Below are 25323 nucleotides of genomic sequence, written 5' to 3' on the forward strand. Positions count from 1 at the left end.
CCATGCATGACCTCACTTTTCCGCTGCGATGGCGTGTGGCGCTAATCGCGCCCGCGCTGGCGGTGTTCCTCGCATTCTGGCTGCTGCCGATGATCGCGCTCGTACAGGTGAGCGCCGACGGGCACTTCGTCGAGACTTATCGCGCACTCCTGACGAATGGCCGTTACATGAGGAGCCTTGGCGCGACCATCGCGCTCTCGGCCGCCGTGACCGCGGCGACGCTCGTGATCTCCACGATCTGCGGCCTTCTGCTCGCGCGGCGCACGTTCGCCGGGCGCCGCGCGCTCGTCGCGTTGCTCACGTTTCCGCTGGCGTTTCCGGGCGTGGTGGTGGGCTTCATGGTGATTATGCTCGCCGGCCGTCAGGGGCTCATCGGCGCGCTTTCGCTGCGGCTCACCGGCGAGCGCTGGGTGTTCGCGTACTCGATGGCGGGACTCTTCGCGGGCTATCTGTACTTTTCGATCCCGCGCGTGATCGTGACCGTGATGGCCTGCGCAAGCCAGCTCGACGGCTCGCTCGAAGAGGCCGCGCGATCGCTTGGCGCGTCGTCGTGGCGCGTGCTCTGCGACGTGATCCTGCCCGCGCTCGCGCCCGGTCTCGTCGCCGCAGGCGCGATCTGCTTCGCGACCGCGATGGGCGCGTTCGGCACGGCCTTCACGCTCGCCACCGACATCGACGTCCTGCCGATGACGATCTATACCGAGTTCACGCTCAACGCGAACATGGTGACGGCCGCCGGCCTCTCGATCGTGCTCGGTCTCGTTACGTGGGCGGTGCTCACGCTCGCGCGCAGCGTGACGGGCGCGGCCGTCGCGGCCACGGCATGAGCACGCTGTGGTTTTCGAGGACTCCAGAATGAATTCGGTCGTCAATCCCGACGCAACGGCTGCGCAAGACATGCACGACGCGCCCGGCCAGCCGCCAGCCGCGCGGCGGCGCTTCGCCTGGCCCTCGGCGCGCGCATGGATTGCGTGCGCGCAATGGCTCGTCACGCTCGCCACCTGCGCATTTCTCATCGTGCCCGTGGTGATGTCGATCCTCGCGGGGCTTACCGTCAACTATTTTCGCGGCGTGGCGAGCGGCCTCACGCTGCGCTGGCTCGACCAAGTCTGGACGCAGTATCACTCGAGCGTCTTCCTCTCGCTCGAAGTGGCGGCCGCGACGCTCGTCATCACGCTCGCGACCGGCGTGCCCGCGGGTTACGCGCTCGCGCGCAGCCGCACGCGCCTTTCGCGTTTGATCGAGGAATTGCTCGTGCTGCCCGTGGCCCTGCCCGGCCTCGCTTCGGCGCTCGCCCTGCTCGTGGTGTATGGCGGCTTCAGCGCCTTTCGCATGAGCGCGGCGTTCATCGTGGTCGGGCACGTGGTGTTCACGCTGCCGTTCATGGTGCGGCCCGTCGCTGCCGTGTGTGCGTCGGCGGACCTGCGCACGCTCGAAGAAGGCGCGGCGAGTCTCGGCGCGAGCTTCTGGCAGCGCTTCACGACCATCGTGCTGCCCAACGCGCGGCCCGGCATCGTGGCGGGCGCGCTCGCGGTGCTCACGCTTTCGATCGGCGAATTCAACCTCACGTGGATGCTGCACACGCCCGATACCAAAACGCTGCCAGTCGGCCTCGCGGACACCTACGCGTCGCTGCGCATCGAAGTGGGCAGCGCGTACACGATCCTATTCTTCGTCATGACGATGCCGCTGCTCGTGGCGATGCAATGGCTCGGCGTGGACGTGCCCGGCTCCTCAGGCAAGCCAACTGGCAAACAGCGCCTCGCAGGCCAGCAAAAGAACAACCAGGATTCCGAATGAAACTCGAACCGATCCCGATTACGCTCACGCGCTGCGCGAAGACGTTTCGCGGCACACGCGTGCTCGAACCGCTCGACCTCGCGATCGGCGCCGGCGAAACGCTCGTGCTGCTCGGCCCTTCGGGCTGCGGCAAGACCACGACGCTGCGCATGATCGCGGGTCTGGAAACGCCCGACGCCGGCGGCCGTGTGGCCTTTGGCGACGAGGACGTGACCGCGCTGCCCATCGAGCAGCGCAAGGTCGGGATGGTGTTCCAGAACTACGCCCTCTTTCCGAACCTCGACGTGCGCGGCAACATTGGCTATGGCCTGAAGATCCAGCGCGTTCCCGCCGCCGACGCGCGCGCACGCGTAGACGAACTGCTCGCGATGATGCGTCTCGAAGCGCACGCGGCCAAGCCCATCAACCAGCTTTCGGGCGGCCAGCGCCAGCGCGTGGCGCTCGCACGCGCGCTCGCACCGCGCCCGCGCGTCTTGCTACTCGACGAGCCGCTCACCGCGCTCGACGCGCGCCTGCGCGACACCCTGCGTAGCGAGATGAACACGCTGTTGCGCGAGCTGGGCGTGACGACGGTGTACGTCACGCACGATCAGGCCGAGGCGATGGAACTGGGCGACCGCATCGTCGTAATGAGCGCGGGCCGCATCGAGCAGATCGGCACGCCGCGCGAGATCTATTTCCAGCCTGCGAGCCGTGCGGTCGCGCAGTTCGTCGGCACGCTCAACCGGATCGCCGGAGAATGGCAAGGCGGCATGCTGCACACGAGCGGCGGCGCAGTGCCGGCCAGCGCACCCCAGACCATCGGCGCCGCCGAACTGTATTTCCGTCCCGAAGACGCCACGCTCGCCGACCCCGTGGGCGCGCAGCTGCGCGGCGTGATCGAGCAGGCGACCTTTCTCGGCGAGCGCACGCGTCTCACGATCGGCGGCGCAGCGCCGGATGCTCTACTCGTCGACGTGGCGGGCCGCGTCGAGCTGGCACGCGGCACGCCGGTCGGCATTTCGATTGCCCCTGAAGCGCTTATCGCGCTCGCGTAATTCTTACTCAATGAGGACTACCATGCTGCTCGCCCAGATCAGCGACCTGCACATCAAGCCACCGGGCGCGCTCGCCTATCGCCGCGTCGATACGGCCGCGAGCCTCGCACGCACCATCGCGCGGTTGAACGCGCTCACGCCGCGCCCCGACGCGGTGCTCATGACCGGCGACCTCGTCGACCAGGGCTCGGTCGAAGAATACCGGCACCTCAAATCGCTGCTCGACACGCTCGAGATTCCGTACTGGCTCCTGATCGGCAACCACGATGCGCGCGAGCCGCTGCGCGAAGTGTTCGCCGATCGTCCCGAGCTGCGTGAAGGCGGCGAATTCATCCAGTACGCCGTGGATCTCGGAGCGCTGCGCGTGATCGCGCTCGACTCCATGCAGCCGGGGCAAAGCGCGGGTACGCTTTGCGAGAAGCGCCTCGCGTGGCTCGCAAAGCAGCTCGATGCGGCGCGCGGCAAGCCCGTGATCGTCGCGCTCCATCACCCGCCGTTCGATTGCGGCATCGGCCATATGGATGCGATCCGGCTCGACGACAGCGCCGCGCGCGCGCTCGAAGCGCTCGTGGCGCAGCATCCGAACGTCGAGCGCGTGCTGTGCGGTCACGTGCACCGGCCCATGTTCGTGCGCTTCGGCGGCACGATTGCTGCGGCCGTGCCCGCGCCTGCCCACCAGGTCACGCTCGACCTCGCGCCCGATGCGCCCTCCACCTTCACGCTGGAGCCGCCCGCCTTCGCGCTGCATCGCTACGATCCGCAGGGCGGGATCGTCACGCATCATGAATACGTGGACACATTCGACGGCCCGTATCCGTTCTACGAGCCCTCTGGCGAGCTGATTGCCTGAATGCGCGACTGGCGGCACACTCCCGCGCCGCCAGCGCGATTGCGCGCGCTCCGGTATGATCGGCACGCTCGAAGCCTGCCTTCCGTATCACCGGGCGCCGCCCGCATTCGCACATGTCCACACCTGATTCCGCAACCGCTGACGAAAGCCAGTCGCTGCCCGGCCTGTTGCTCCTGCTCGCGACCATCGCGGGCGTCACGGTCGCGAACATCTATTTCAACCAGCCGCTGCTCGACGATTTCCGCAGGAGCTTCCCGGCGGGCGCCGCGTGGATCGGGGCCGTGCCGGCCGGCACCCAGCTCGGCTACGCAGCCGGCATGCTGCTGCTTGCGCCGCTCGGCGACCGCTACGACCGCCGCCGCATCATCCTGCTGCAAACCGCCGGCCTGTGCGTCGCGCTGCTGATCGCGGCCACCGCGCCATCGCTTGCCGTGCTGGTCGGCGCGAGCCTCGCGATCGGCATCCTCTCCACCATCGCGCAACAGGCCGTGCCGTTTTCCGCGGAACTCGCGCCGCCCGAGACGCGTGGCCGCGCGGTGGGCACGGTCATGAGCGGCCTCTTGCTCGGCATCCTGCTCGCGCGTACGGCGGCCGGTTTCGTCGGACAGTACTTCGGCTGGCGCGCAGTGTTCGGAGCGTCGATCGTCGCGCTGCTCGTGCTCGCGCTCGTGATCGTGAAGAAGCTGCCGAAGAGCCAGCCGACCTCGACGCTCGGCTACGGCAAGCTGCTCGGCTCGATGTGGCATCTCGTGCTGGAATTGCCGGGACTGCGTGAAGCATCGGCGACGGGCGCTTGCCTCTTCGCAGCGTTCAGCCTCTTCTGGCCCGTGCTCACGCTGCTGCTCGCGGGCGAGCCGTTCCATCTCGGGCCGCAGGCGGCGGGCCTGTTCGGCATCGTCGGCGCGGCGGGCGCGCTGGCCGCGCCGATGGCGGGCCGCTCCGCCGACAAGCGCGGGCCGCGCGCTGTCATCACGATGTCGATCGTGCTGATGGCGCTCGCGTTCGTCATCTTCGCGTTCTCCGGCACGAGCCTCATCGGCCTCGTGATCGGCGTGATCGTGCTCGATGTGGGCGTGCAGGCCGCGCAGATCTCGAATCAGTCGCGCATCTACGCGCTGCGCCCCGAGGCGCGCAGCCGCGTGAATACGGTGTTCATGGTCTGCTACTTCATTGGCGGCGCAACCGGTTCCGCCGTCGGCGTGACGGCCTGGCACGCATTCGGCTGGATCGGCGTGTGCGCGGCGGGCATCGCGTTCACGGCGCTCGCCGGCTGGATTCACCATGCAACGCGCCCGCGCATGGGCGCGGGCGCGCAGACGTCTTCCTGAGGTATTAACGGCAAGCGCTATTTACGGAACAGCAAGTCCGTCATATCGTCGGCATGCTCTTCCTCCGTCGCGAGGATCTGCTCGAAGATGCGCCGCGTGGTGGTGTCGTCGTGGCCGAGATAGTTGATGATCGCGCGATAGCTCTCGATGGCGATGCGCTCCGCAACCAGATTCTCGCGGATCATGTCCTTCAGGTCGGACCCTTCCTTGTATTCCGAGTGCGAGCGCTCGACCAGCGTCGCCGGCGAGAAGTCGGGCTCGCCGCCTAGCTGCACGATGCGGGCCGCGAGCATGTCGGCGTGCTGCTGTTCCTCGGTCGCGTGCTGGAGAAACTCGGCCGCCACCGACTCGGACTCGATGCCCTTCGCCATGAAATGGTGCCGCTTGTAGCGCAGCACGCACACGAGTTCCGTGGCGAGGGAATCGTTGAGCAGCTTGAGCACGGTCTGGCGATTCGCGGGGTAGTCCGGCGTGACCGGCCCCTGGTCGAGATTGCGGCGCGCCTCATCGCGCACGCGCTTGAGATCGAACTCAAACGAAGCGTGTGTCTTCGACATCTAACTCTCCTTCGAACATGGCATGCATGAGTGGGATGGGCTTTGCATTGCGCGCGTCATCGGTGCATCACGCCTAGCAGCACCGTGACCACGAAGACCACGAGGAAGATGTAGAACAGAATCTTGGCGATTTCGGCCGCGCCGGCAGCGATTCCCGTAAAGCCGAACACGGCGGCGATGATCGCGATGATGAAAAACACAATGGCGTAGTGAAGCATGGCGTAGTCCTCCTTGTGGGCGGATGTGCTGCGCTATGTCGCGCCTGCATCGGCGCTAGCGCAAGCAGCGGACCCGACGCGTGCACACACGCAGGCACATCGCGGCACAAATGACCGGGCACGCGACATGCTGGAGAGTGATCTCCTTTGACACCGTGGAGGACTTCCTCATGAAACGCCTGATTGCCCTCTTTCTCGTTTCCGCTTCGCTGGCAGCGCTCTCGGCCTGCAACACGATGGCGGGTGCCGGCGAGGACGTTTCCGCAGGCGGCCACGCCCTCACGAACTCGGCGGAAAAGGCGAAGTAGTGTCTGGCAGACGGTAAAGGCGCCGGGATGACGGCTAACGCGTGCGTGGATCGTAAGCGGCTGCCGGGCATCACCGGTGAGCGATGAAGTCGCGGCCGCTGCGCGCGTAACATGCGCAGCGGCCGCGCGCGCAACGCGGCGCGACGACGCGAGGCGCGTCGCGAAGTCAGGAAGAACTCAGGAAGTGCGGCGGCGGTCGTCGAACAGGAACGACAAACCCACGCTGCCGAGAATCAGCACGGTCGCGGCAACGGTTGCGCTCGTGACCGGCTCGCCGAGCAGCAATGCGCCGAGCGCGACGGCAACAACGGGATTCACGTACATGCAGCTACTGGCGACGAGCGGGCTGGTATGGCGGATCAGGTAGCCATACGCGACATAGGCCGCCATCGTGCCGATAAAAAGCAGGTAGAGGAATGCCACGAGCGGCAGGAAATGCAGCTCGCCCATGCGTTCGCCGCTGATCCACGCGACCGTCGTCGAAATGGCGCCGCCAAGGCCGATCTGCAGCGCCGTCGCGACGAAGAGATCGGTCGGCAACGTGAGCTTGCCCGCCAGATGCGCGCCGATTGCCCAGAAGAGCGCGCCGCACAGAATCGCGAGGCTGCCGCCCGCCGATCCGGACGCGGCGCCACCATGGCTCAGGATGGCAATGCCGACGAGGCCGAGCGCGACCGCGGCCCATTCGGCCTTCGCCACGCGCCGACCGGTGACCGCCGAAATCACGGTCGCGAAGAGCGGCACCGTGGCGACCATCACCGCCGCCTTGCCGGTGCCCACGGTACGCATGCCGTAGGCGAGCATGCCGCTCGACAGGCCCACGAGCAGCGTGCCCACCACACCCGCGTTGCGCACTTCGAGCAGCGTAGGCATGACGGGCCGCCGGCGCATGGCGAAGATGAACAGGCCGATCCCGGCGAGCAGATTGCGCAAGCCGGAGAGCAGGAGTGGCGGAAACGAATCGAGCGCAACCTTCACGCCGAGATACGTTGAGCCCCAGACGAAGTAGACGACGGCGAGCGAGAGCGCAACGCGTCCGGTGCGCGATTGCGGCAGCCGTACGGCACGCACGAAACGCCATAGCGCGGCTGCGACCTGCTGGGCCCCGGCGAAAAAAGATCGAGTGTTCACGTGGAAAGGCAAACGGGGAGGCATCGTCAATTCACCGCGGCAGGTGAAAGGCAGGACCGCGGGCGCCCCGGCAGCAAGGTGGCGGGACGTGTGAAGCTCGACGGCATGGTGCAGATGCGCAAAAACGCGAAAAAAAGACGGAGTACGAAGGACACCCGGGACGGGCGAAGCGCATTATGCAACAACGCCGGGTGTTGCGGATGCTTTCAGGATGCTTTATGCGCGGCGATTCGTTGCGTGCGCGTCACAGTGCGCGAGACGCAAGCCCGGACGGCCGATCGCGCACCATATCGACGTTCGCCGACCCCGTCGCGCCGCCTGTGTTAGATCGTGCTAGCATGACATAACCTTTCGTTTAACTTTCATCAACTGGGTTTCATACACGCCGCTCGCCATGCCTTCGCTCGTTTCGCGCCCCGAATTCGCCTTGCCGCCACGCCATTCGCGCGGCGCGCCGGCGCGCGCACGCGCAGAGCGCGAGCGAACGGCGGTGTGGCCTCTCGACACCCGAGCGCGCACCCTGCCTCCCCTGTCCGCCCCGCTTTACGCCGCCCGGCGCCCGCACTGAACCCGCCTCCCCCAACCCATCGGAGCCGTTCGGTCGGGCTCCGGGCCGATCCGTTGCGCCCCGCTGGGGCCCGCGCCCCATTGCGCGGTTTCGCCCGCCAGCTCCCGCCGTTACTTCGAATCTTTTCTGGATCGCAAGGAAAACTGCCATGTCGAAGAAAATCCGTTACTTCACCGAACTCGATGTCGCACGCCTCGAAAAATGCGCCGCAGAACCCGGCGCCGCGCCCGCGCGCCAGGCCATGCTCGACGAGCTCCTCGAACACGCCGTGATCGTGGAATCGCGCGACATGGCCGCCAATGTCGTGACGATGAACTCGCAGGTCACGCTCGTGGATGAGCGCGACGGCGCATCCCTCACGTACACGGTCGTCTATCCGCACGAGGCGAACGTCGACGCCGGGCGCCTGAACGTATTCTCGCCCGCGGGTCTCGCGCTCCTCGGCGCGAAGCGCGGCAACGCCGTGCGATTCACGACGCCGGGCGGCGCGGTCGAAACGCTGAAGATTGAACGCATCCTGTTTCAGCCCGAAGCGTCTAAGGATTTCACGCTGTAAGTTCCGCGCATACGAAAGATCGCGCCACCCCGCGACTGCCACATCGCACGCGAGATGGCACTTGCCAGATCGTCGCAGCGCGGTGTATCGTTTGGCCTTGCTTACGCGGGGGTCCTGCGTCATGCGCCGCATCGAACGAAAGTCGTGCAGCGTATTTCGCGGGTGAGAAATACCCTTTGAACCTGATCTGGATAATGCCAGCGCAGGGAAGCGTCCGGACTTCGCAACATCGCTCAGTGCCTCATCTCAACACAGCGAAGTCCGTCCACGTTCCGTCTCGTCTCCTGCTAAGCCGCTGTTCCCACTTTGCTTTGCATGGAGAGAGAGACGCATGAACGCGAATCCGAAGTTCATTTCCGCCAACGCGCACGTCGACGAAGCCGCGATCGCGCCGCTGCCCAATTCCCGCAAGATCTACGTGACCGGTTCGCAGCCCGATATCCGCGTGCCGATGCGCGAAATCACGCAGGCGGATACGCCCACGGGCTTCGGCGGCGAAAAGAATCCGCCGATCTACGTCTACGACACCTCGGGCCCTTACACGGACCCTGAAGCGAAGATCGACATTCGCGAGGGCCTGCCTGCGCTGCGTCAGGGCTGGATCGAAAAGCGCGGCGACACCGAAGCGCTGCCGGGCCTCTCGTCCGAATACGGCCGCGAGCGCGCCGCCGACCCCGCGACGGCCGAACTGCGCTTCCCCGGCCTGCACCGCACGCCGCGCCGCGCGAAGGCCGGCAAGAACGTCACGCAGATGCACTACGCGCGCCAGGGCATCATCACGCCCGAGATGGAATACATCGCGATTCGCGAGAACCAGCGCCGCGCCGAGTATCTGGAAAGTCTCAAGGCGAGCGGCCCGAACGGCGCGAAGCTCGCCGCGATGATGGGCCGCCAGCATCCGGGCCAGGCGTTCGGCGCAGCCGCCTTCGGCGAGAACGCGCTCAAGGAAATCACGCCCGAGTTCGTGCGCGACGAAATCGCGCGCGGCCGCGCGATCATTCCCGCGAACATCAACCACCCGGAAAGCGAGCCGATGATCATCGGCCGCAACTTCCTCGTGAAGATCAACGCGAACATCGGCAATTCGGCGGTCACCTCGTCGATCGGCGAAGAAGTCGACAAGATGACGTGGGCGATCCGCTGGGGCGGCGACACCGTCATGGACCTCTCGACCGGCAAGCACATTCACGAAACGCGCGAGTGGATCATCCGCAACTCGCCGGTGCCGATCGGCACGGTGCCGATCTACCAGGCGCTCGAAAAGGTCAACGGCAAGGCCGAAGACCTCACGTGGGAAATGTTCCGCGACACGCTCATCGAGCAGGCTGAGCAGGGCGTGGATTACTTCACGATTCACGCGGGCGTGCGTCTGCAGTACGTGCCGCTCACCGCGAACCGCATGACGGGCATCGTCTCGCGCGGCGGGTCGATCATGGCCAAGTGGTGTCTCGCGCATCACAAGGAGTCCTTCATTTATGAGCATTTCGAAGAGATCTGCGAAATCATGAAGGCATACGACGTGAGCTTCTCGCTCGGCGACGGCCTGCGTCCCGGCTCGATCTACGACGCCAATGACGAAGCCCAGCTCGGCGAGCTGAAGACGCTTGGCGAACTCACGCAGATCGCGTGGAAGCACGACGTGCAGGTGATGATCGAAGGTCCGGGCCACGTGCCGATGCAGCTCATCAAGGAGAACATGGATCTCCAGCTCGACTGGTGCAAGGAAGCGCCCTTCTACACGCTCGGGCCGCTCACCACCGACATCGCGCCGGGCTACGACCACATCACCTCGGGCATTGGCGCCGCGATGATCGGCTGGTTCGGCACGGCCATGCTCTGCTATGTGACGCCGAAGGAACACCTGGGCCTGCCGAACAAGGACGACGTGAAGGAAGGCATCATCACGTACAAGCTCGCGGCGCATGCGGCCGATCTCGCGAAGGGTCATCCGGGCGCGCAGGTGCGCGACAACGCATTGTCGAAGGCGCGCTTCGAGTTCCGCTGGGAAGACCAGTTCAATCTCGGCCTCGATCCGGACAAGGCACGCGAGTTCCACGACGAAACGCTGCCGAAGGACTCGGCCAAGGTCGCGCACTTCTGCTCGATGTGCGGCCCGCACTTCTGCTCGATGAAGATCACCCAGGACGTGCGCGACTTCGCGGCCAAGCAAGGCGTGAGCGACGACGAGGCCCTGAAGAAGGGCATGGAAGTGAAGGCGGTCGAGTTCATCAAGCAGGGCGCCGAAATCTATCAGCGGCAGTAAGCGCTAACTTCGGGCTCACCCAGGGCTTCCTACGCCCCGGCGGACGCGCGCCGTCCGCCGAAACATTTTCTAACGACTCCCACAGCTCTCTGACAAGCGCACACACCCGGATACGGGTCGCGTGGCTAGGATGAGGGTATCGAAGGCGCGGCGTGCGCCCCAGCGCACGCCGCACCGCACACTCGAACGCATCATGCGTGGGGAGTCGAAAAATGAATACGCTCAAACATGCACGCACGCTGCTCACGGTGACGACACTCGTCGCCGTGCTGGGCAGTCTTGGCGCTTGCGACGACATGTCGAGACGCGACCGCGATACGGTGATAGGCGCGGGCGTGGGTGGCGCGGCCGGCGCGGCAATTGGCGGCAATGCGCTCTCCACGGTGGGCGGCGCGGCGGTGGGTGGTGTGATCGGCAATCAGGTCGGCAAGTAAGCGGCAAATAAGCGTCATATAAGCATTAGCGCCAGTACGAATCGACGATGCGGCAGCACGAAACGCTGCACGATCGAAGCGACGGCACAGAACAGAAACGACGCGACAGGCAACACGCCATTCATGGCGTGCATCAGGGAAGGATGCGCGGCGCAGACCCTCACGGGCTGCGCCGCGTTTGCTTGGGTCGTGCCATCGAAGTGGGAGTACCACGCGAAATATTCGGTTAACGACGCGCAACGCAAAGCGCGTTCGTCCGGCGTAAGCTCAATCGATCAGACGGCCCGGGCCTGAAGGCGATAATCCCGCGCGGCCGTTGGCCACTCGCGGAGCCCGCCATGAAACGTCCGTCTGTGTTTGTGATCGCCGCCGCGAGCGCGCTCCCTGCGCTTTCCGGCTGCTACTACTACGCCCCATACGGCTACCCGCCCTACTACTACGGCACCGTGCCGGTTGCGGCCACCCAGCAGGACACCGCAGTCGTTCAAACAGCGCCGAACCCGGCTCCAGCCGCCGTGCCCGACGCGCAGTATCCGGGACCGCTTTATCCCTCGCCGCCCGTTGCGATCGCCGTACCTGCATGGCCGGCGTATCCTGCCTATCCCGCTTACCCCGCGGCTTACCCGGCGTACTACCCTTACCCCGCTTATGGCTGGGGCTGGGGCGCGCCCGCCGTCTCGTTCGGCTTTGGCTACTGGGGCGGCGGAGGCGGACACTGGCATCACTGACGCTCACGCACCCAGCCGCGCCGCAAAATGCACCGCAAAACGGTGCCGGACCGTACTTTCCCTCCTTGACGCTCCCGTGTCGTTATCTATCCTCCAAGTGGGCTAGCGGGGATTGAAGCACCGCCTTAACTCGGCCACCTGGCCGCGCACTGAACTCCACAGCCGACGACGCGCCCCGGCGCACGCTGCCGCACTGCTGCGCCGATAACGAACCAGCATAAAGGAGACGTGATGTTCCACCAGCTGTTGACCCCCATCGGCAATTCACTGCTGTTTTCGTTTCTAATCGCCGTGCTGCCGATTCTCACCGTGCTCGCCCTGCTCGGCTGGGCGCGGCGGCCCGCATGGCAAGCCTCGCTAGCGGGGCTCGTGGTCGGTCTGATCGTCGCGATCGGCGGCTGGCAGTTTCCGGTCAATCTCGCGATCAGCTCGGTGCTCGCGGGCGTGGTGTTCGCGCTCTGGCCGGTGATGTGGATCGTCGTCACGGCGATCCTGCTCTACAACATCGCGCTGCGCTCAGGCCGCTTCGCGGCCTTTCGCATGTGGCTGCTCGACAATCTGCCCAACGACCGGCGCATCGTGCTGGTCGTAGTCGGCTTCTCGTTCGGCGCCCTGTTCGAAGGGATTTCCGGCTTCGGCACGCCGATCGCCATTACGAGCTCGCTGCTCATCATGCTCGGCTTTCCGACCCTCGAGGCCCTGACCTTCACGCTCATCTTCAACACGGCGCCGGTAGCGTTCGGCGCGCTCGGCGTGCCGATCACCGTGCTCGGCGCCGTTACGCACCTGCCGGCCGATCTGCTCGGCCAGATGGTCGGCCGCCAGTTGCCGTTTTTCGCGTTGCTGCTGCCGTTCTATGTCATCGCAATCTACGCGGGCGTGGGCGGCATGCTGCGCATCTGGCCGGTGCTGCTCGTCTCGGGCGGCAGCTTCGCCCTCACGCAGTTCGTCACGGCCAACTTCATCAACTACAGCCTCACCGACGTGCTCTCGTCGCTCGTCTCGCTGATCCTCACGATCCTGTTCCTGCGCATGTGGAAGCCCGCGGCCGATCCGCGCTTCACCATCAAGGTCGATCGTGCGAAAGAAACGCGCGGCGCTGTGACGGGCGCGCAGGGCTGGTATCCGTGGATCATCGTCGCGGCCGTCGTGATCATCTGGACCGTCGCGAAGGTCTTCACGATCGGCGAGGTGAAAGTGCCGTGGCCGGGCCTCGACAAGGCCGTCTACATCACGCTCTACAACACGCCCTATGGCGCGATCTGGGACTTCCAGCCGCTCGCCACCGGCACGGCGATCCTCGTCGCGGCGATCATCACCGCATTCGTCGTGCGCCTGAAGCCCGCCGATTTCGGCGTCGCGATCGTCGATACCTGGGTGCAGACGCGCATCGCCATCCTCACGGTCGCGACGATCGTCGGGCTCGCGTTCCTCATGAACTACTCGGGGCTCACCTATACGCTGGGTCTCGCGGTGTCGTCGGTCGGCGCGTTCTTCCCGCTCGTTTCGGCCTTCCTCGGCTGGGTCGCGGTGTTCCTCTCGGGCAGCGACACCTCGGGCAATGCGCTGTTCGGCAACCTGCAGGTGGTGGCCGCGAAACAGCTCAACCTCAATCCCATCCTGATGGCGGCGACCAACTCGTCTGGCGGCGTCATGGGCAAGATGATCTCGCCGCAAAACATCGCGACGGGCGTCGCTACGACGGACCTCAAGGGGCAGGAAGGCATTGTGTTCGCGAAGACGTTCAAGCACTCGATCCTGTTGACGGTGTTGCTCGGCATCCTCGTGTGGCTGCAACAGAACGTGCTCACCTGGATGATTCCGCACTGAGTGCGGCCAGCGCGTGCATGAAAAAAACCGCCTGCGCGGCAAAGCGCAGGCGGGTTTTCTTTTGCGGCATTTATTCGGCTAGCTTAACGCCGGCTTAAGCAAAATGCAGCGCGATGCTTAGTGCAGTTCGTCGACCACGAGGCTCATGATCTCCTGCGCCGGGCGCGACGAGTCGATCTGGCCGTTGTCGTCGACGATCGCGACGCGCGTCTGGTTATCGGTCACGGCGCGCACGTTGAGCTTGTACTGCTTCGCAACCTTTTCCTTGCGACCGTGGAAGATCTGGTTCCAGAAGCCCTGCTCGTCCGAGCTCAGGTCCTTCGGATCGACGTAGCGCACGTAGTAGATGCCCTTCGTGCGGTCGCGATCGTCCACGGTGAAGTTGGCGCGGTCGAGCGCGATGCCCACACGCACCCATGCGCGGTCGTACGGCTCGCCTAGCGTGAGTTCCGACGAGGTGTACTGGCCCGACGTGCCCTGCGCGTTCGACGAACCGCTGCCCGACTGCTGGCCCACGGCTGCGACGTTCTGCGCGGCCATGGCGGCCGCAGCGGCGTCCGGAGCGCTCTTCTTCGCGTCGGTGCCCTTGCTGTTGGCCTTGGCGTCGGCTTCAGCCGCGATCTGCGCGTCGGGTACGCCCGGCTTCGCATTCGCGAGCGTCATCATGAGGCGCTTGAGGTACTCGGCTTCGAGCGCGGGGTCGTTAGGCTTCGGGACCCACTTGCTGGTGTCGTTGTTGGTGCCCGAGAGCTGTTCGCTCAGACCCTTCTGGCTGATGAACACATAGGTGCCGCCGTTGGGCGACGTTTCGAGGCGCGTGCGGTACTTGTTGCGCTCGGCGGTCACGTACGAGTTGCCCGTGGCCCACGAGAGCGTGTTGCGGATGAGGCCGTCGCTGATCTTCGGATGGGTTTCGTTCCAGTCCGTTTCCATCACGCCCTTGTCGCGCTGGTCGACCACGAGCAGGAAGCCTTGTTCCTGCCAGAAGCGGCGCACTTGCGCCCAGACCTGGTCGGGCGTGCGGCTGTCGATCACGAGCCAGCTTTCCGTGCCGTCACGCTGGATACGCATGCCCGGCACCTGCGGAACCACCTGGGCCTCATCGGACTGCGGCGCGGCGGCCTGGGTCTGCTTGAGGGAGGAGAGCGAAGTTTCGCCGCCCTGCGGTGCGAGCGAGCGCTGGTCGGACGCTTCGTCGAGCATGTTCGGCGGCACAGCGAGCGAGGACTGCTTCGCCTTGGCGTCACTACGGTAATCGATCTTGCCTGGCGTCGGCGAGCTGCAGCCGGCGACCAGCCCGCCCGCCATCAGAAGCGCAAGCGCGCGTGCGGCAAGACGTTGATGAAAATCACTCATGTTCGGGTAATCCCTTCGGCTACGCCACGGCCAGTTTCCGTGGATCAACCAAACATTTTACCGGTCCAGCGGCCCGCTGTGCAAAAACAAGGGGTGGCAAGCAATCCTGACCCGCTATCGGTCGCGGCGACGCGCGCCGGACCGTCGACGTGACTCGCCAAACCGACCTCGCCGTAACATTCCTCGACATTCGATCCGACACTGCAAGCCTGCTGGATCGCCGCCAATTTCCTTTTGGATCAATGCATTAACTCCGATCCACGCCAACACCACCCATTGCGCTCTACCGCCCTGTCAGCCTGGGACGCTTGCGAGTGCGACCCCGGTGCTAATTTCATTTCGAAATCTCAAAAAAGGGATTCATAAAAAGTAGGACCGGAGAGCGTCATGAAAACTTGCAGCCTTACCCAGGCGGGCCGCGCCGCGGCCTTCGCCTGCGCGCTCAGTTGCCTGGGCTTTTCCGCCGTGCCTGCCCGCGCCGCGCTCGGCGACACCGCAGCGGTGCCGGCCGGCGCATCCTTGCGCGCCGTCGGTGGCGGCGCGGGGCGCGTCGTGAGCTACGTCGACGACGGCGGCACGACCATCAACGAATATGTGGGGAGCGCGAGCGGCACGGTCTTCGCGTACACATGGCAAGGGCCGGCTCAGCCCAACGTGGAGGCGCTGCTGGGCCATTACGCAGCCGACTGGCGCAGTGCCGCCGCGGCGCTTCACGCCACAGGCCACGACGGCCTGCACGCCGCGCGCGTGGAAGGCGCTCAGGTCGTGGTCGAGACGGCAGGCCGCATGCGCGCCTACGTGGGACGCGCGTGGCTGCCGACCGCGCTGCCCGCGGGCGTGAGCGTCGGGGACCTGCAATGAAGGCACGCTCTCAACGCGTCGCCCTCCTCGCGCTTTGCGCCTGGCTTTGCGCCTCACTCGCTGCTTGCGGTGGCGGTGGCAGCGGGACCGCGTCCGCGAGCACAGGCGCCACGGCGCCCGCCAGCGCCCCGGGTGCCGCAAGCCCCTCGAGCGCACCGTCGACCACCGGCACGAGCGGCACGGTGCCGCAATCGACCACACCCAATGTCGTGGCCGTCACGGTCGGCCCGACGCCCACCTCGACGCGCAATATGCTGATGGCGAGCGTCACGGTCTGCGTGCCGGGCACCGCGAACTGCGCGACCGTCGACAACGTACAGGTCGATACCGGCTCGCAAGGCCTGCGTCTGCTGGCTTCTGCACTGCCGTCGGGCTTCGCGCTGCCCGCCGTGCCAGCCGGCGCGGGAGCCGACATCGCCGGAGAATGCGCCGTGTTCGGCACCGGTTACGCTTGGGGCGCAGTGCGCAGCGCTGATGTGAAGCTCGCGGGCGAAATCGCCGCCGCGCTGCCGATCCAGGTGATCGCCGACCCAGCCGTGCCCGCCTCCGCACCGGCCGGGTGCGCTGGCAGCGGCCTCGCGATGAACAGCGCCGCCACGCTGCGCTCGAATGGCATCCTCGGCGTGGGGCCGTTCAGCGCCGATTGCGGCGTGTCCTGCGTCAGGGCGGCAATCACGCCGTGGTACTACGCGTGCCCGGCGAGCGGCTGCACGGCGAGCGCACAACCGCTTGCGCAACAGGTCAGCAACCCGGTGGCGGGCTTTGCCACCGACAACAACGGCGTCGTCATCGATTTGCCGGCCTTGGCCGACAGCGGCGCGTCCGGGGTGAGCGGGTCGATGATCTTCGGCATCGGCTCGCAGGCGAACAACGCGCTCGGCAGCGCAACCGTGCTGCGCGCGAAATCGGGCACCGGCTATGTGAAGACGACGACATCGGACGGCACCGTCTACTCGCTGAGCTACCTCGACACGGGCTCAAACGCGCTGTACTTCAACAGCTCGACGATGACGCGCTGCGGATTCTGGTATTGCCCGAGTTCGCCTGTCAGCCTCGGCGCGACGATTGCCGGCATCGACGGCGTGGGGGCTTCCCTGACCTTCGCGGTCACGAGTTCGACGACGCTTTTCGCGAGCGGCAACTGGGCCTTCAGCAATCTGGCCGGCTACAACGCCAGCGCGTTCGGCTGGGGGCTGCCGTTCTTCTTCGGGCGGCGCGTGTTCACGGCGATCGCCGGGCAAGCCACGCCCGCAGGCAGCGGACCATTCTTCGCGTTCTGAGCGCGCCCGCCCCCGCCAAAGTTTCGTCAGTCACAAACGACGAAGGCCTCTAGCGAGGCCTTCATGCGCGCAGCTTGCGCGAGCGTGGAAACGCAACGGCGAACAGTGAGATCGCCTTAGTCGTTCGCGGCGTTCGGGTCGGGCGTGGTCTTCGCGAGCTTCGGCGGCGCGAGCCAGCGGAACGTTGCGAGGCCCGACTCGCTGAAGGTGCACTCCGCAGCGGCCGGCGTGACCACGGCCTTCTTGATGCCGAGCTTCGCGACCAGCGCCGCGACCGGCGTGGTCGGCTTGCCTTCTGGCGCGCCGCCCTGGTCGACGGGAGCGGTGGGAACCGAAATCGTGCCGGGCAACGCCGCCGCCTGCACCGACGGCGCCGTGACCGTGGGAGCCTCGTTGGCGCTCTGCGCCGTGGCGGTCGCTGCCGAAGCCGCCGAAGCCGCCGAGGCAGACGGCGCCGATGCAGCCGCGGCTGCCGACGCCGCGCCATGCTCGAGTTGCCCTTCGATCACCACGCGCGCGCCACGATACGTCGTCGCGCTATGCGTGACTTTGAGGTCGCCGAGCGTCGTATCGGCAAGGCGCGTACGCATCTCCTCTTCGCAGGTGCTGGTATTGCGGTACTGCGCCGCGCATCCCGCGAGCAGGGTGACGGCGGCCGCGAGGCCGGCGAGGCATGCGTTACGTTTGTTCATCGCTCATCCGATTTTCAGGCTGCGGCAATTGTAGCGTACGGGGCGGGGAATCCCTTACGGCGCTCGCGTCCGCCTGCGACCCTGCTATCATCGCTGCTGTATATCCGTACAGTGCCGCGCGTGCTTCCCGACTCTCCCGATCCGTTCTACTACCTCGCGAACTTCGAGCGTGCGCTAGCGTGGCTCGATGCGCGCTGCGCCGACCTCTTCGACGACGCCGAGCGCCGCTTCGCCGACGATTTCGCCCGGATGCCGCAAGCGGCGCGCGCGCTCTTCGTGCGCATGCTGATGCGCAAGGGACCCCATTTCCGCGCGAGCCGTCTCGCGTACGACGAGATCGGCTGCCCGCGCGCGGCGGCGGCCCCGCTCGTCGCGGCGGGTTGGCTCGACGACGCGCCCGTGCTCGATCTCGAAGCGCTCGCCGCGCTAGTCACGAAAGCCGAACTGCAGGTGCTGGCCGAGCACCTTGGCATCGCGCTCGAACCGCGCGCCACGCGCGCGGCATCGCTCGAGGCGCTGCATGCGCACTATGCCGCCTCGCCCGAGCCGCGCGACTGGCATGCGTGGTTTCCGGCCTCGGCCGACACCGTGCTGCTGTTCGCGAGCGCCCCGCTCTGCGAGCGCCTGCGCCTCATGTTCTTCGGCAACCTGCATCAAGACTGGTCGGAGTTCGTGCTCGCCGACCTCGGTGTCTATCGCTACGAAAGCGTGCCCTTCGATCGTGCTTCGCGCGCGTTCCAGCGACGCGAAGACATCGACGCGTATCTGGCGCTGCGCGATTGCCGCGACGGACTGGAGAGCGCCGCGCAGGCCGAGGACTTCGACGCTGCCGCCGCCATCGCCGGAACCCTCGAAGCACTCGACGCGCTGGCCCCGCGCACGCAAACCAACGCATGGCTGCGCGCCCGCCACGACAAGCTGCGTCACGCTGCGGGGCTCACCGCCGAGCGCGCGGGCGAACCCGAACTTGCGTGGCGCGCTTATCTCGACTGCGGTCATCCTGAATCGCGCTACCGCCGCGTGCGCGTGCTCGAACAACTGAACCGCCGCGAGGAAGCGCTGGCACTCGCGCAGACCATTGCCGATGCGCCCGAAAACGAGGAGGAAGCGCAGCGCGCGGCGCGCACACTCGGGCGTCTCGCACGCGCGCGAGCGAAGTCGAAGACGAGCGCCGAGCCGGGGTTCGCGCAGTTAGAACTCGCGCTGCCGGCGGCACCTGGGGCGCTACGCGTCGAGGAAGCCGCGCGCATCGCGCTCGCCACGCCGCGAGCGCCCGTGTTCTATGTCGAGAACACGCTGATTAACGCGCTCTTCGGCCTGCTGTGCTGGCCCGCACTGTTCGCGCCGCTGCCAGGCGCGTTCTTCCACCCGTTCCAGCGCGGCCCCGCCGACCTGCACGCCGCCGACTTCGTCGCACGCCGTGCTTCGCAGTTCGAAACATGCCTCGCCGAACTCGAGACTCACGCCTACCGCGACTCGATTCTGCGGCGCTATGCGGAAAAATCCGGCACACAGTCGCCGTTCGTCGCGTGGCCCGCTTTGAGCGACGAACTGCTCACGCTCGCCCTCGACTGCTTCCCCGCCGCGCATCTGCGCCTGTGGTTCGAGCGGCTGCTGCGCGAACCCGTTGCCAACCGTTCGGGCCTGCCCGATCTCGTGCGGTTCTGGCCGCACGAGCGGCGCTACGAACTGATCGAGGTGAAAGGCCCCGGCGACCGTTTGCAGGACAACCAGCGCCGTTGGCTCGCCTATTGCGTGCAGCACGGCATGCCGGTTTCCGTGTTGCAGGTGCGTTGGCCCAGCCTGCCCGACACAGCCGAAGAAGCCGACGAAACAGACGACGCCGCCGCTCGCGCGCCGCGCGCGCCATGAGCTACACCGTGGCCGTGCGCACGCTGTGCGAGTTCACCGCGAAGCGCGGCGACCTCGATTTGCGCTTCACGCCCTCGCCCGACGCAAGCGATGGCCGCGCCGGCCACACGGCCATCGCGGCGCGGCGCCCGCCCGGCTACGAGACCGAGATCGCACTCTCCGGCAGGTTCGAATCGCTCACCGTGCGCGGCCGCGCCGACGGCTACGATCCGGCGCGCCGAAGGCTCGAAGAATTCAAGACCTATCGCGGCGACCTCGATGCGATGCGCGAGAATCAGCGCGCGCTGCACTGGGCGCAGTTGCGCGTCTACGGCGCGCTCCTGTGCGACAAACTCGGTCTCGACGCGCTCGAACTCGCTTTGGTGTACTACGACATCGGTTCGGGCCGCGAGACGGCGCTCGTCGAGCATGCGAGCGCATCGGAATTGCGCGCCGCGTTCGAAACGCAATGCCGTCGCTTCGTCGCATGGGCCGAGCAGGAAAGCGCACACCGCGCCGCGCGCGACGCCGCGCTTGCCACACTGCGCCTGCCGCATCCGCAGTTTCGGCACGGCCAGCGCGATCTTGCCGAAGCCGTCTGGCGCGCGGCGACACAGGGGCGCTGTCTGCTCGCGCAGGCCCCCACAGGTATCGGCAAGACCATCGGCACGCTCTTTCCGCAGTTGAAGGCGTGCCCGCGCGCGGCGATCGACAAGGTCGTGTTTCTGAGCGCGAAAAGCTCAGGGCGTCAACTGGCGCTCGATGCGCTGGCTACGCTGACAAGCACACAAGACGAAGCGAGCGCCGATGCGCAACGAGCGAAGGTGCCCGTGCGCGTGCTCGAACTCGTTGCGCGCGAAAAGTCTTGCGAGCATCCCGAAGCGGCCTGTCATGGCGAATCATGCCCGCTCGCGCGCGGCTTCTACGACCGCCTGCCCGCCGCCCGCGCCGCGGCGCTCGAACGCGTGCGCCTCGATCGGGCGGCACTGCGCGAGGTGGCAAGCGAACATGCCGTGTGCCCCTACTACCTTGGTCAGGAACTGGCGCGCTGGTGCGACGTGATCGTCGGCGACTACAACTACTGGTTCGACGCGAGCGCCATGCTGTTCATGCTCGCCGCGCACAACCAGTGGCGCGCGAGCGTGCTCGTGGACGAAGCGCACAACCTCCCTGAGCGCGCCCGCGCGATGTATTCGGCGGAACTCGTGCAAACGCGCATCGACACTGTGCGCCGCGTCGCGAGCGCACCACTGAAGCGTGCGCTCGCGCGCCTGCAGAAGCACTGGAACGCGCAGAACGCCGTGCTGCCCGGCGCCTGGCGCGCGAGCGACACCTTGCCCGAAGGCCTCGTCGCCGCACTTGGCGACGTGATCGGCGCGATCGGCGACCAGCTCGCCGAACCCGCGCTCGTGCGCGACCCCGAACTCGAGCGCTTCTATTTCGACGCCCTGCACTTCACGCGCATTGCCGAACGCTTCGATACGCACTCACTCTTCGACGTCACGCCATTGGCGCATCAGAACGCGCGTCGCCCGCGTTCCACGATCGCCATCCGCAACATCGTGCCGGCGGATGCATTGCGCCCGCGCATCGCCACGGCACACAGCATTACGCTTTTTTCAGCGACGCTCTCGCCCACGCATTACTACAGCGACATGCTCGGCCTGCCCGCCAACACGGTGAACATCGACATCGACACGCCATTTCGCGCCGAGCAGCTCGACGTCCACATCGCCCGCCATATCTCGACACGTTATAAGGACCGCGAACGGTCGCTCGAAGCGCTGGTTGAGCGCGTGGCCGCGCAATTTGCCGAACGCCCCGGCAACTATCTGTGCTTTTTCAGCAGCTACGACTATCTGCAGCAAGCCGCCGATGCGTTTGCGGCGCGCCATCCGGAGGTGGACGTCTGGCTCCAGTCGCGCACCATGGACGAGGCAGGCCAGCAGGCCTTCGTCGCGCGCTTCGTCGAAGGCGGCTGCGGCATTGGTTTCGCGGTGCTGGGCGGCGCGTTCGGCGAAGGTATCGATCTGCCGGGCACGCGGCTCATCGGCACGTTCATCGCGACGCTCGGCATGCCGCAGGTGAACGCCGTGAACGAGACGATGCGCGCACGCATGGATACGCTCTACGGAGATGGCTTCGACTACACGTACCTGATTCCGGGCCTGCGCAAAGTCGTGCAGGCCGCGGGCCGCGTGATCCGCACCGAGCACGATCGCGGCGTCGTGCACCTGCTGGACGACCGCTTCGCGCAGCCCGGCGTGCGCGCACTGCTGCCCACGTGGTGGCGCATCGCCGCCAGTTGATCCGGATGACGAACTATTCATGATGTAAAAAAGCTGGCGCACTTTTGGGTGCGCCAGCCGTTTCTCCACTCGATCAAGCAGGCTTCGCCTTGCCCCCGCTCTTGCTGCTCTTCTTCGGCGGTGGCGGCGGCGGATCGCCTTCCATATCATCGGCGGCCATTTCGTTCGCGACTTCGTCGACAGACGGCGCCGCCGTTTTCTTCGCCTTCTTCGCCGGCTTGTCCTCCTTCACATCGGGCGGCACGGCGACCTTGCTGATCGTGACTTCCTCGTTCGTCTTGTCGTAGCCGATCTCGACGGTATCGCCCGACTGCAGTGCGTCGCCGAGTATCTCTTTGGCAAGACGCGTTTCCACTTCCTGGCGAATCTGCCGCTTGAGTTCGCGCGCGCCGAACTCCGGCTGATAGCCGGCCTCCACGAGATGATCGACGAGCGTCTGGCCCATATAGAGCGTGATGCCCTGCGCGGCCGCCGTGCGCGTGACGCGTTCGAGCTGAATCTGCACGATCGAACGGATGTTGTCGCGCGAAAGCGCATGAAACACGATGATTTCATCGATGCGATTGAGGAACTCGGGCCGGAAATGGCCCTTGAGCACCTTCATGAGTTCGGCACGGATCGTCTTGTCGTCGAGCCGCGACTTCTCGGGGCGCTCGAGGTTGTCCATAATGATCGACGCACCCAGGTTGCTCGTGGCGATCAGAATCGTGTTGCTGAAGTCGACCACGCGACCTTTGCCGTCAGTGAGCCGCCCGTCGTCGAACACTTGCAGCAGGACGTTGTAGACATCGGCGTGCGCCTTCTCGATCTCGTCGAGCAGAATCACGCTGTACGGGCGGCGCCGCACGCGCTCGGTAAGCTGGCCGCCCTCGTCGTAGCCCACGTAGCCCGGCGGCGCGCCGATGAGCCGCGCCACCGCATGACGCTCCATGTACTCGCTCATGTCGATGCGGATGATGGCCTGCTCGTCGCCGAACACGGTTTCCGCAAGCGCCTTCGCGAGTTCGGTCTTGCCTACACCGGTCGGCCCGAGGAACAGAAAGGTCGCGATCGGCCGGTTAGACTGACCGAGACCCGCGCGCGAAAGACGCACGGCGTCGCTCACGGCGACCACGGCATCTTCCTGGCCTACCACGCGCTCACGCAGCGTCTCTTCCATCTTGAGCAGCTTCTGGCGCTCCTCCTGTGTGAGATCCGCGACCGGAATGCCCGTGAGTCGCGACACGACCTCGGCAATCGACGCCACCGTGACTTCGAGTGTTTCCGAGCCTGTCTTGCGCTGCCACGCCTCGGTCAGCTCTTCGAGCTTTTCCTGCTTCTCGTTGATACGCTCCTCGAAACCCTTGGCCTCGTCGAAGCGCTTGCGCGACGCCGCGTAGTCCTGCTCGCGCTTGAGCTGCGCGATTTCCGCTTCGAGTTCCTGCATCTCGGCGGGACGCGAAGTCGAGCCGATACGCACGCGCGCGGCCGCCTGATCGATGAGATCGATCGCCTTGTCCGGCAAAAAGCGCGACGTGATGTAGCGATCCGACAATTCGGCTGCGGCCACGAAGGCGTCGTCGGCGAAGGTCACCTGATGGTGCGCTTCGAGCTTGTCGCGCAGGCCGCGCAGGATCACGATGGTTTGCTCGACCGTGGGCTCCGGCACGAGCACGGGCTGAAAGCGACGTTCGAGCGCCGCGTCTTTCTCGATGTACTTTTGATACTCGTTCAGCGTCGTCGCGCCAATGAGACTCAGCTCACCGCGCGCCAGAGCGGGCTTCAGCACGTTGGCAATATCGAGTCCGCCTTCACCGCCGCCCTGCCCCGCACCGACGATCGTGTGCAATTCGTCGATGAAGAGAATCAACTCGTCGTGTTTCGCGGTCACTTCGTCGATCAGTTGCTTCGCGCGCTCCTCGAACTCACCGCGGTATTTCGCGCCCGCGACCATCGAATTGATGTTCACCTCCACGAGCCGCTTGCCGCGCAGCACCTCCGGCACGTCGCCATTGACGATGCGCTGTGCGAGCCCCTCCACGATAGCGGTCTTGCCGACGCCCGGCTCGCCGATCAGCACCGGGTTGTTCTTCTTGCGCCGCGCGAGCACTTCGATCGTGCTCTCGATTTCCTGCGCGCGACCCAGCACCGGATCGAGCTTGCCTTGCCGCGCCATGGCCGTCAGGTCACGGCCGAACTTGTCGAGCGTGGGCGTACCCGTAGGCGCATCCACGCGGCCGTCTTCCGCGCCCTTGCCCACCACCTTCACGACCTTCTGACGCAGCGCCTCGGGCGTCACGCCGTACTTCTTGAGCAGCGCGCCCGCAATGCTGTCGGGCACCGCGGCGAGACCGATCAGCAGATGCTCTGGGCCAACGTATGAGTGACCGAGATCGCGCGAGGCCTGAAACGCGAACTGAAACGCTTTTTTCAGGCGCGGCGAAATCGTCATCTTGTCGATGGGCGCATCGGGCGAAGCCGTGCCCTTTTGCGCGTGCTGATCGATATAGCCTTTGATGTCCTGCGGCGAGAGCTTCAACTCCTTCAGGAGTGCAGCGCAAACGTCGGTGTCCGCCAGCACGTACAGCAGGTGTTCCGTGTCGAGTTCATTGCGCTGCAATTCATGCGCTTTTTCCGCGGCGCGCTGCAGGATTTCGAGCGTCTGCTCGCTGAACGCATCGGTCGCATCCACGGATTCGCGCGGCACCTCGGCGGCGAGATCGTGCCCCGCGTCGTCATGCTCGTCCTCGCCGCCCTGGCCGCCGAAAAAGCGCGACAGGCCGCTGCCGCCCAGCAGCGAATCGAACGGGTTGAGCATGCTTTGGTGACGCATCAGTTGGCGGTAGTCGTAGTCGCAGATCGACATCGACTTGCGCTGCCCGTTTTGCACGACAGTCACGCGCGCGACTGCAGGCCGGGCATTACAGATTTCGCAAAGAGTGGGCATGGTCGGCTTGTCTCCGGAGGATCGGAATCGCGCCGACGAAGTTGGCAAAACCGCTGGCACAACCTCGCGCGCGATTCAGTGCAACGCGGCAGTTCATGCGGCGGTTGCACCAGCAAAGCGACAAATCGGCGAGCACGCGCTGGAACAGCATTGCGGCGCGGTGCTGTGGCTGACGATGACCTTGCGGACGGAATGAATCGCACGCATCGCGTGCGTATACCGCCCTGCACAGGTGCGAACGATTGTGGCAGGAAACGATCGCCGGCGCGTCGAACCTGCGCCGCGCAATGCGAGGTGCTTGAGCGGCCACAGCAAAGAAAAAGGGCGGGACATGAGTCCCGCCCTGAGAGCGCGCTCGGGGCGCGCGAGGAGAGCAACGGCGCGTGACAGTCATCCGCAAGAAACGCGTCGCGGTGTCACGCGCGATGCAAGAACACGGT

At 66.0% G+C, this 25323-nt stretch carries 22 protein-coding genes and 1 riboswitch; of the genes, 16 read left to right on the top strand and 6 right to left on the bottom strand.

The window, feature by feature from the left end; genetic code table 11:
- The first annotated feature begins 2 nt into the window (after nucleotides 1-2).
- The 5 genes from E1N52_RS07335 (at nucleotide 3) to E1N52_RS07355 (ending at nucleotide 5015) form a co-directional block, all read left to right on the top strand.
- Nucleotides 3-827, top strand: a complete 825-nt coding sequence (locus E1N52_RS07335; protein ID WP_133181524.1) for an ABC transporter permease — start codon at nucleotides 3-5, stop codon at nucleotides 825-827.
- 70 nt (nucleotides 828-897) lie between these two features.
- Nucleotides 898-1800, top strand: coding sequence for an ABC transporter permease (locus tag E1N52_RS07340; RefSeq protein ID WP_246088985.1), 903 nt, complete (start codon nucleotides 898-900; stop codon nucleotides 1798-1800).
- Nucleotides 1797-2837 (top strand): ABC transporter ATP-binding protein, encoded by a 1041-nt coding sequence (locus E1N52_RS07345; RefSeq protein WP_133181528.1) that lies wholly within the window; start codon nucleotides 1797-1799, stop codon nucleotides 2835-2837. Before E1N52_RS07340 ends, E1N52_RS07345 begins: the two co-directional genes overlap by 4 nt.
- A 22-nt stretch (nucleotides 2838-2859) precedes the next feature.
- Nucleotides 2860-3687, top strand: coding sequence for a phosphodiesterase (locus E1N52_RS07350; protein ID WP_133181529.1), 828 nt, complete (start codon nucleotides 2860-2862; stop codon nucleotides 3685-3687).
- A 113-nt stretch (nucleotides 3688-3800) separates the two neighbouring features.
- Entirely contained in the window at nucleotides 3801-5015 is a 1215-nt protein-coding gene (locus E1N52_RS07355) for an MFS transporter (protein ID WP_133181531.1), read from the top strand.
- Nucleotides 5016-5032: 17 nt separating this feature from the next.
- Here the strand turns inward: E1N52_RS07355 and E1N52_RS07360 are convergent, their stop codons facing one another.
- A complete protein-coding gene (locus E1N52_RS07360; RefSeq protein WP_133181533.1) occupies nucleotides 5033-5572 on the bottom strand; it encodes a ferritin-like domain-containing protein in 540 nt (179 codons plus the stop codon).
- A gap of 56 nt (nucleotides 5573-5628) precedes the next feature.
- Nucleotides 5629-5790: a DUF1328 family protein gene (locus E1N52_RS07365; protein ID WP_133181534.1), complete on the bottom strand. Its 162-nt coding sequence runs from the start codon at nucleotides 5788-5790 to the stop codon at nucleotides 5629-5631.
- Nucleotides 5791-5960: 170 nt separating this feature from the next.
- Here E1N52_RS07365 and E1N52_RS07370 point away from each other — a divergent pair, with 170 nt between their 5' ends.
- The gene (locus E1N52_RS07370; protein WP_133181536.1) at nucleotides 5961-6098 is read left to right on the top strand and encodes an entericidin A/B family lipoprotein; all 138 of its coding nucleotides are present in this window, start codon (nucleotides 5961-5963) and stop codon (nucleotides 6096-6098) included.
- 177 nt (nucleotides 6099-6275) lie between these two features.
- On the opposite strand, the gene E1N52_RS07375 is transcribed toward E1N52_RS07370, so the two are convergent.
- A complete protein-coding gene (locus E1N52_RS07375) occupies nucleotides 6276-7229 on the bottom strand; it encodes an EamA family transporter (RefSeq protein ID WP_425468025.1) in 954 nt (317 codons plus the stop codon).
- Nucleotides 7230-7945: 716 nt separating this feature from the next.
- Here E1N52_RS07375 and E1N52_RS07380 point away from each other — a divergent pair.
- From E1N52_RS07380 to E1N52_RS07400, 5 genes are all read left to right on the top strand, one after another.
- On the top strand, nucleotides 7946-8353 hold the full coding sequence (locus E1N52_RS07380) for a GreA/GreB family elongation factor (RefSeq protein WP_133181539.1): 408 nt from the start codon (nucleotides 7946-7948) through the stop codon (nucleotides 8351-8353).
- 97 nt (nucleotides 8354-8450) lie between these two features.
- A riboswitch (TPP riboswitch) is annotated at nucleotides 8451-8580 on the top strand.
- Between the two features lie 104 nt (nucleotides 8581-8684).
- Nucleotides 8685-10616, top strand: coding sequence for a phosphomethylpyrimidine synthase ThiC (thiC, locus tag E1N52_RS07385; RefSeq protein ID WP_133181541.1), 1932 nt, complete (start codon nucleotides 8685-8687; stop codon nucleotides 10614-10616).
- A 212-nt stretch (nucleotides 10617-10828) separates the two neighbouring features.
- Nucleotides 10829-11050 (top strand): glycine zipper 2TM domain-containing protein, encoded by a 222-nt coding sequence (locus tag E1N52_RS07390; protein WP_133181542.1) that lies wholly within the window; start codon nucleotides 10829-10831, stop codon nucleotides 11048-11050.
- A gap of 338 nt (nucleotides 11051-11388) precedes the next feature.
- Nucleotides 11389-11778, top strand: coding sequence for a hypothetical protein (locus E1N52_RS07395; protein WP_133181544.1), 390 nt, complete (start codon nucleotides 11389-11391; stop codon nucleotides 11776-11778).
- 231 nt (nucleotides 11779-12009) lie between these two features.
- Nucleotides 12010-13608, top strand: coding sequence for an L-lactate permease (locus E1N52_RS07400; RefSeq protein WP_133181546.1), 1599 nt, complete (start codon nucleotides 12010-12012; stop codon nucleotides 13606-13608).
- 117 nt (nucleotides 13609-13725) lie between these two features.
- Here E1N52_RS07400 and bamC read toward each other — a convergent pair whose 3' ends face one another.
- Nucleotides 13726-14964 (bottom strand): outer membrane protein assembly factor BamC, encoded by a 1239-nt coding sequence (gene bamC, locus E1N52_RS07405; protein ID WP_133181548.1) that lies wholly within the window; start codon nucleotides 14962-14964, stop codon nucleotides 13726-13728.
- 387 nt (nucleotides 14965-15351) lie between these two features.
- Between bamC and E1N52_RS07410 the strand changes: the two genes are divergently transcribed.
- Nucleotides 15352-15825, top strand: a complete 474-nt coding sequence (locus E1N52_RS07410) for a DUF2844 domain-containing protein (RefSeq protein ID WP_133181550.1) — start codon at nucleotides 15352-15354, stop codon at nucleotides 15823-15825.
- A complete protein-coding gene (locus E1N52_RS07415) occupies nucleotides 15822-17105 on the top strand; it encodes a DUF3443 domain-containing protein (protein WP_133181552.1) in 1284 nt (427 codons plus the stop codon). Before E1N52_RS07410 ends, E1N52_RS07415 begins: the two co-directional genes overlap by 4 nt.
- A gap of 116 nt (nucleotides 17106-17221) precedes the next feature.
- Here E1N52_RS07415 and E1N52_RS44565 read toward each other — a convergent pair whose 3' ends face one another.
- Entirely contained in the window at nucleotides 17222-17797 is a 576-nt protein-coding gene (locus E1N52_RS44565) for a hypothetical protein (protein WP_205965590.1), read from the bottom strand.
- Nucleotides 17798-17917: 120 nt separating this feature from the next.
- On the opposite strand from E1N52_RS44565, the gene E1N52_RS07425 reads away from it, so the two are divergent.
- A complete protein-coding gene (locus E1N52_RS07425; protein ID WP_205965586.1) occupies nucleotides 17918-19669 on the top strand; it encodes a VRR-NUC domain-containing protein in 1752 nt (583 codons plus the stop codon).
- Complete coding sequence (locus E1N52_RS07430; RefSeq protein WP_133181557.1) at nucleotides 19666-21957, top strand: ATP-dependent DNA helicase; 2292 nt, start codon at nucleotides 19666-19668, stop codon at nucleotides 21955-21957. The genes E1N52_RS07425 and E1N52_RS07430 overlap by 4 nt, the downstream gene beginning before the upstream one ends.
- A gap of 73 nt (nucleotides 21958-22030) precedes the next feature.
- Here the strand turns inward: E1N52_RS07430 and E1N52_RS07435 are convergent, their stop codons facing one another.
- On the bottom strand, nucleotides 22031-24883 hold the full coding sequence (locus E1N52_RS07435) for an ATP-dependent Clp protease ATP-binding subunit (protein ID WP_133181559.1): 2853 nt from the start codon (nucleotides 24881-24883) through the stop codon (nucleotides 22031-22033).
- Between E1N52_RS07435 and E1N52_RS07440 the strand changes: the two genes are divergently transcribed.
- Nucleotides 24882-25079, top strand: a complete 198-nt coding sequence (locus tag E1N52_RS07440; RefSeq protein WP_133181561.1) for a hypothetical protein — start codon at nucleotides 24882-24884, stop codon at nucleotides 25077-25079. The genes E1N52_RS07435 and E1N52_RS07440 overlap by 2 nt on opposite strands.
- Nucleotides 25080-25323 lie beyond the last annotated feature (244 nt).

Source organism: Paraburkholderia guartelaensis (assembly GCF_004353905.1).
GTDB lineage: Bacteria > Pseudomonadota > Gammaproteobacteria > Burkholderiales > Burkholderiaceae > Paraburkholderia > Paraburkholderia guartelaensis.

What these genes read in the sequence shown, in the direction of transcription:
- E1N52_RS07390 (WP_133181542.1), top strand. Translation starts at nt 10,829, where the DNA reads ATGAATACGCTCAAACATGCACGCACGCTGCTCACGGTGACGACACTC.
- E1N52_RS07400 (WP_133181546.1), top strand. Translation starts at nt 12,010, where the DNA reads ATGTTCCACCAGCTGTTGACCCCCATCGGCAATTCACTGCTGTTTTCG.
- E1N52_RS44565 (WP_205965590.1), bottom strand. Translation starts at nt 17,797, where the DNA reads ATGAACAAACGTAACGCATGCCTCGCCGGCCTCGCGGCCGCCGTCACC.
- E1N52_RS07365 (WP_133181534.1), bottom strand. Translation starts at nt 5,790, where the DNA reads ATGCTTCACTACGCCATTGTGTTTTTCATCATCGCGATCATCGCCGCC.
- bamC (WP_133181548.1), bottom strand. Translation starts at nt 14,964, where the DNA reads ATGAGTGATTTTCATCAACGTCTTGCCGCACGCGCGCTTGCGCTTCTG.
- E1N52_RS07350 (WP_133181529.1), top strand. Translation starts at nt 2,860, where the DNA reads ATGCTGCTCGCCCAGATCAGCGACCTGCACATCAAGCCACCGGGCGCG.
- E1N52_RS07340 (WP_246088985.1), top strand. Translation starts at nt 898, where the DNA reads ATGCACGACGCGCCCGGCCAGCCGCCAGCCGCGCGGCGGCGCTTCGCC.
- E1N52_RS07360 (WP_133181533.1), bottom strand. Translation starts at nt 5,572, where the DNA reads ATGTCGAAGACACACGCTTCGTTTGAGTTCGATCTCAAGCGCGTGCGC.
- E1N52_RS07410 (WP_133181550.1), top strand. Translation starts at nt 15,352, where the DNA reads ATGAAAACTTGCAGCCTTACCCAGGCGGGCCGCGCCGCGGCCTTCGCC.
- E1N52_RS07370 (WP_133181536.1), top strand. Translation starts at nt 5,961, where the DNA reads ATGAAACGCCTGATTGCCCTCTTTCTCGTTTCCGCTTCGCTGGCAGCG.
- E1N52_RS07415 (WP_133181552.1), top strand. Translation starts at nt 15,822, where the DNA reads ATGAAGGCACGCTCTCAACGCGTCGCCCTCCTCGCGCTTTGCGCCTGG.
- E1N52_RS07335 (WP_133181524.1), top strand. Translation starts at nt 3, where the DNA reads ATGCATGACCTCACTTTTCCGCTGCGATGGCGTGTGGCGCTAATCGCG.
- E1N52_RS07345 (WP_133181528.1), top strand. Translation starts at nt 1,797, where the DNA reads ATGAAACTCGAACCGATCCCGATTACGCTCACGCGCTGCGCGAAGACG.
- E1N52_RS07380 (WP_133181539.1), top strand. Translation starts at nt 7,946, where the DNA reads ATGTCGAAGAAAATCCGTTACTTCACCGAACTCGATGTCGCACGCCTC.
- E1N52_RS07430 (WP_133181557.1), top strand. Translation starts at nt 19,666, where the DNA reads ATGAGCTACACCGTGGCCGTGCGCACGCTGTGCGAGTTCACCGCGAAG.
- E1N52_RS07395 (WP_133181544.1), top strand. Translation starts at nt 11,389, where the DNA reads ATGAAACGTCCGTCTGTGTTTGTGATCGCCGCCGCGAGCGCGCTCCCT.
- E1N52_RS07355 (WP_133181531.1), top strand. Translation starts at nt 3,801, where the DNA reads ATGTCCACACCTGATTCCGCAACCGCTGACGAAAGCCAGTCGCTGCCC.
- thiC (WP_133181541.1), top strand. Translation starts at nt 8,685, where the DNA reads ATGAACGCGAATCCGAAGTTCATTTCCGCCAACGCGCACGTCGACGAA.
- E1N52_RS07435 (WP_133181559.1), bottom strand. Translation starts at nt 24,883, where the DNA reads ATGCCCACTCTTTGCGAAATCTGTAATGCCCGGCCTGCAGTCGCGCGC.
- E1N52_RS07440 (WP_133181561.1), top strand. Translation starts at nt 24,882, where the DNA reads ATGGTCGGCTTGTCTCCGGAGGATCGGAATCGCGCCGACGAAGTTGGC.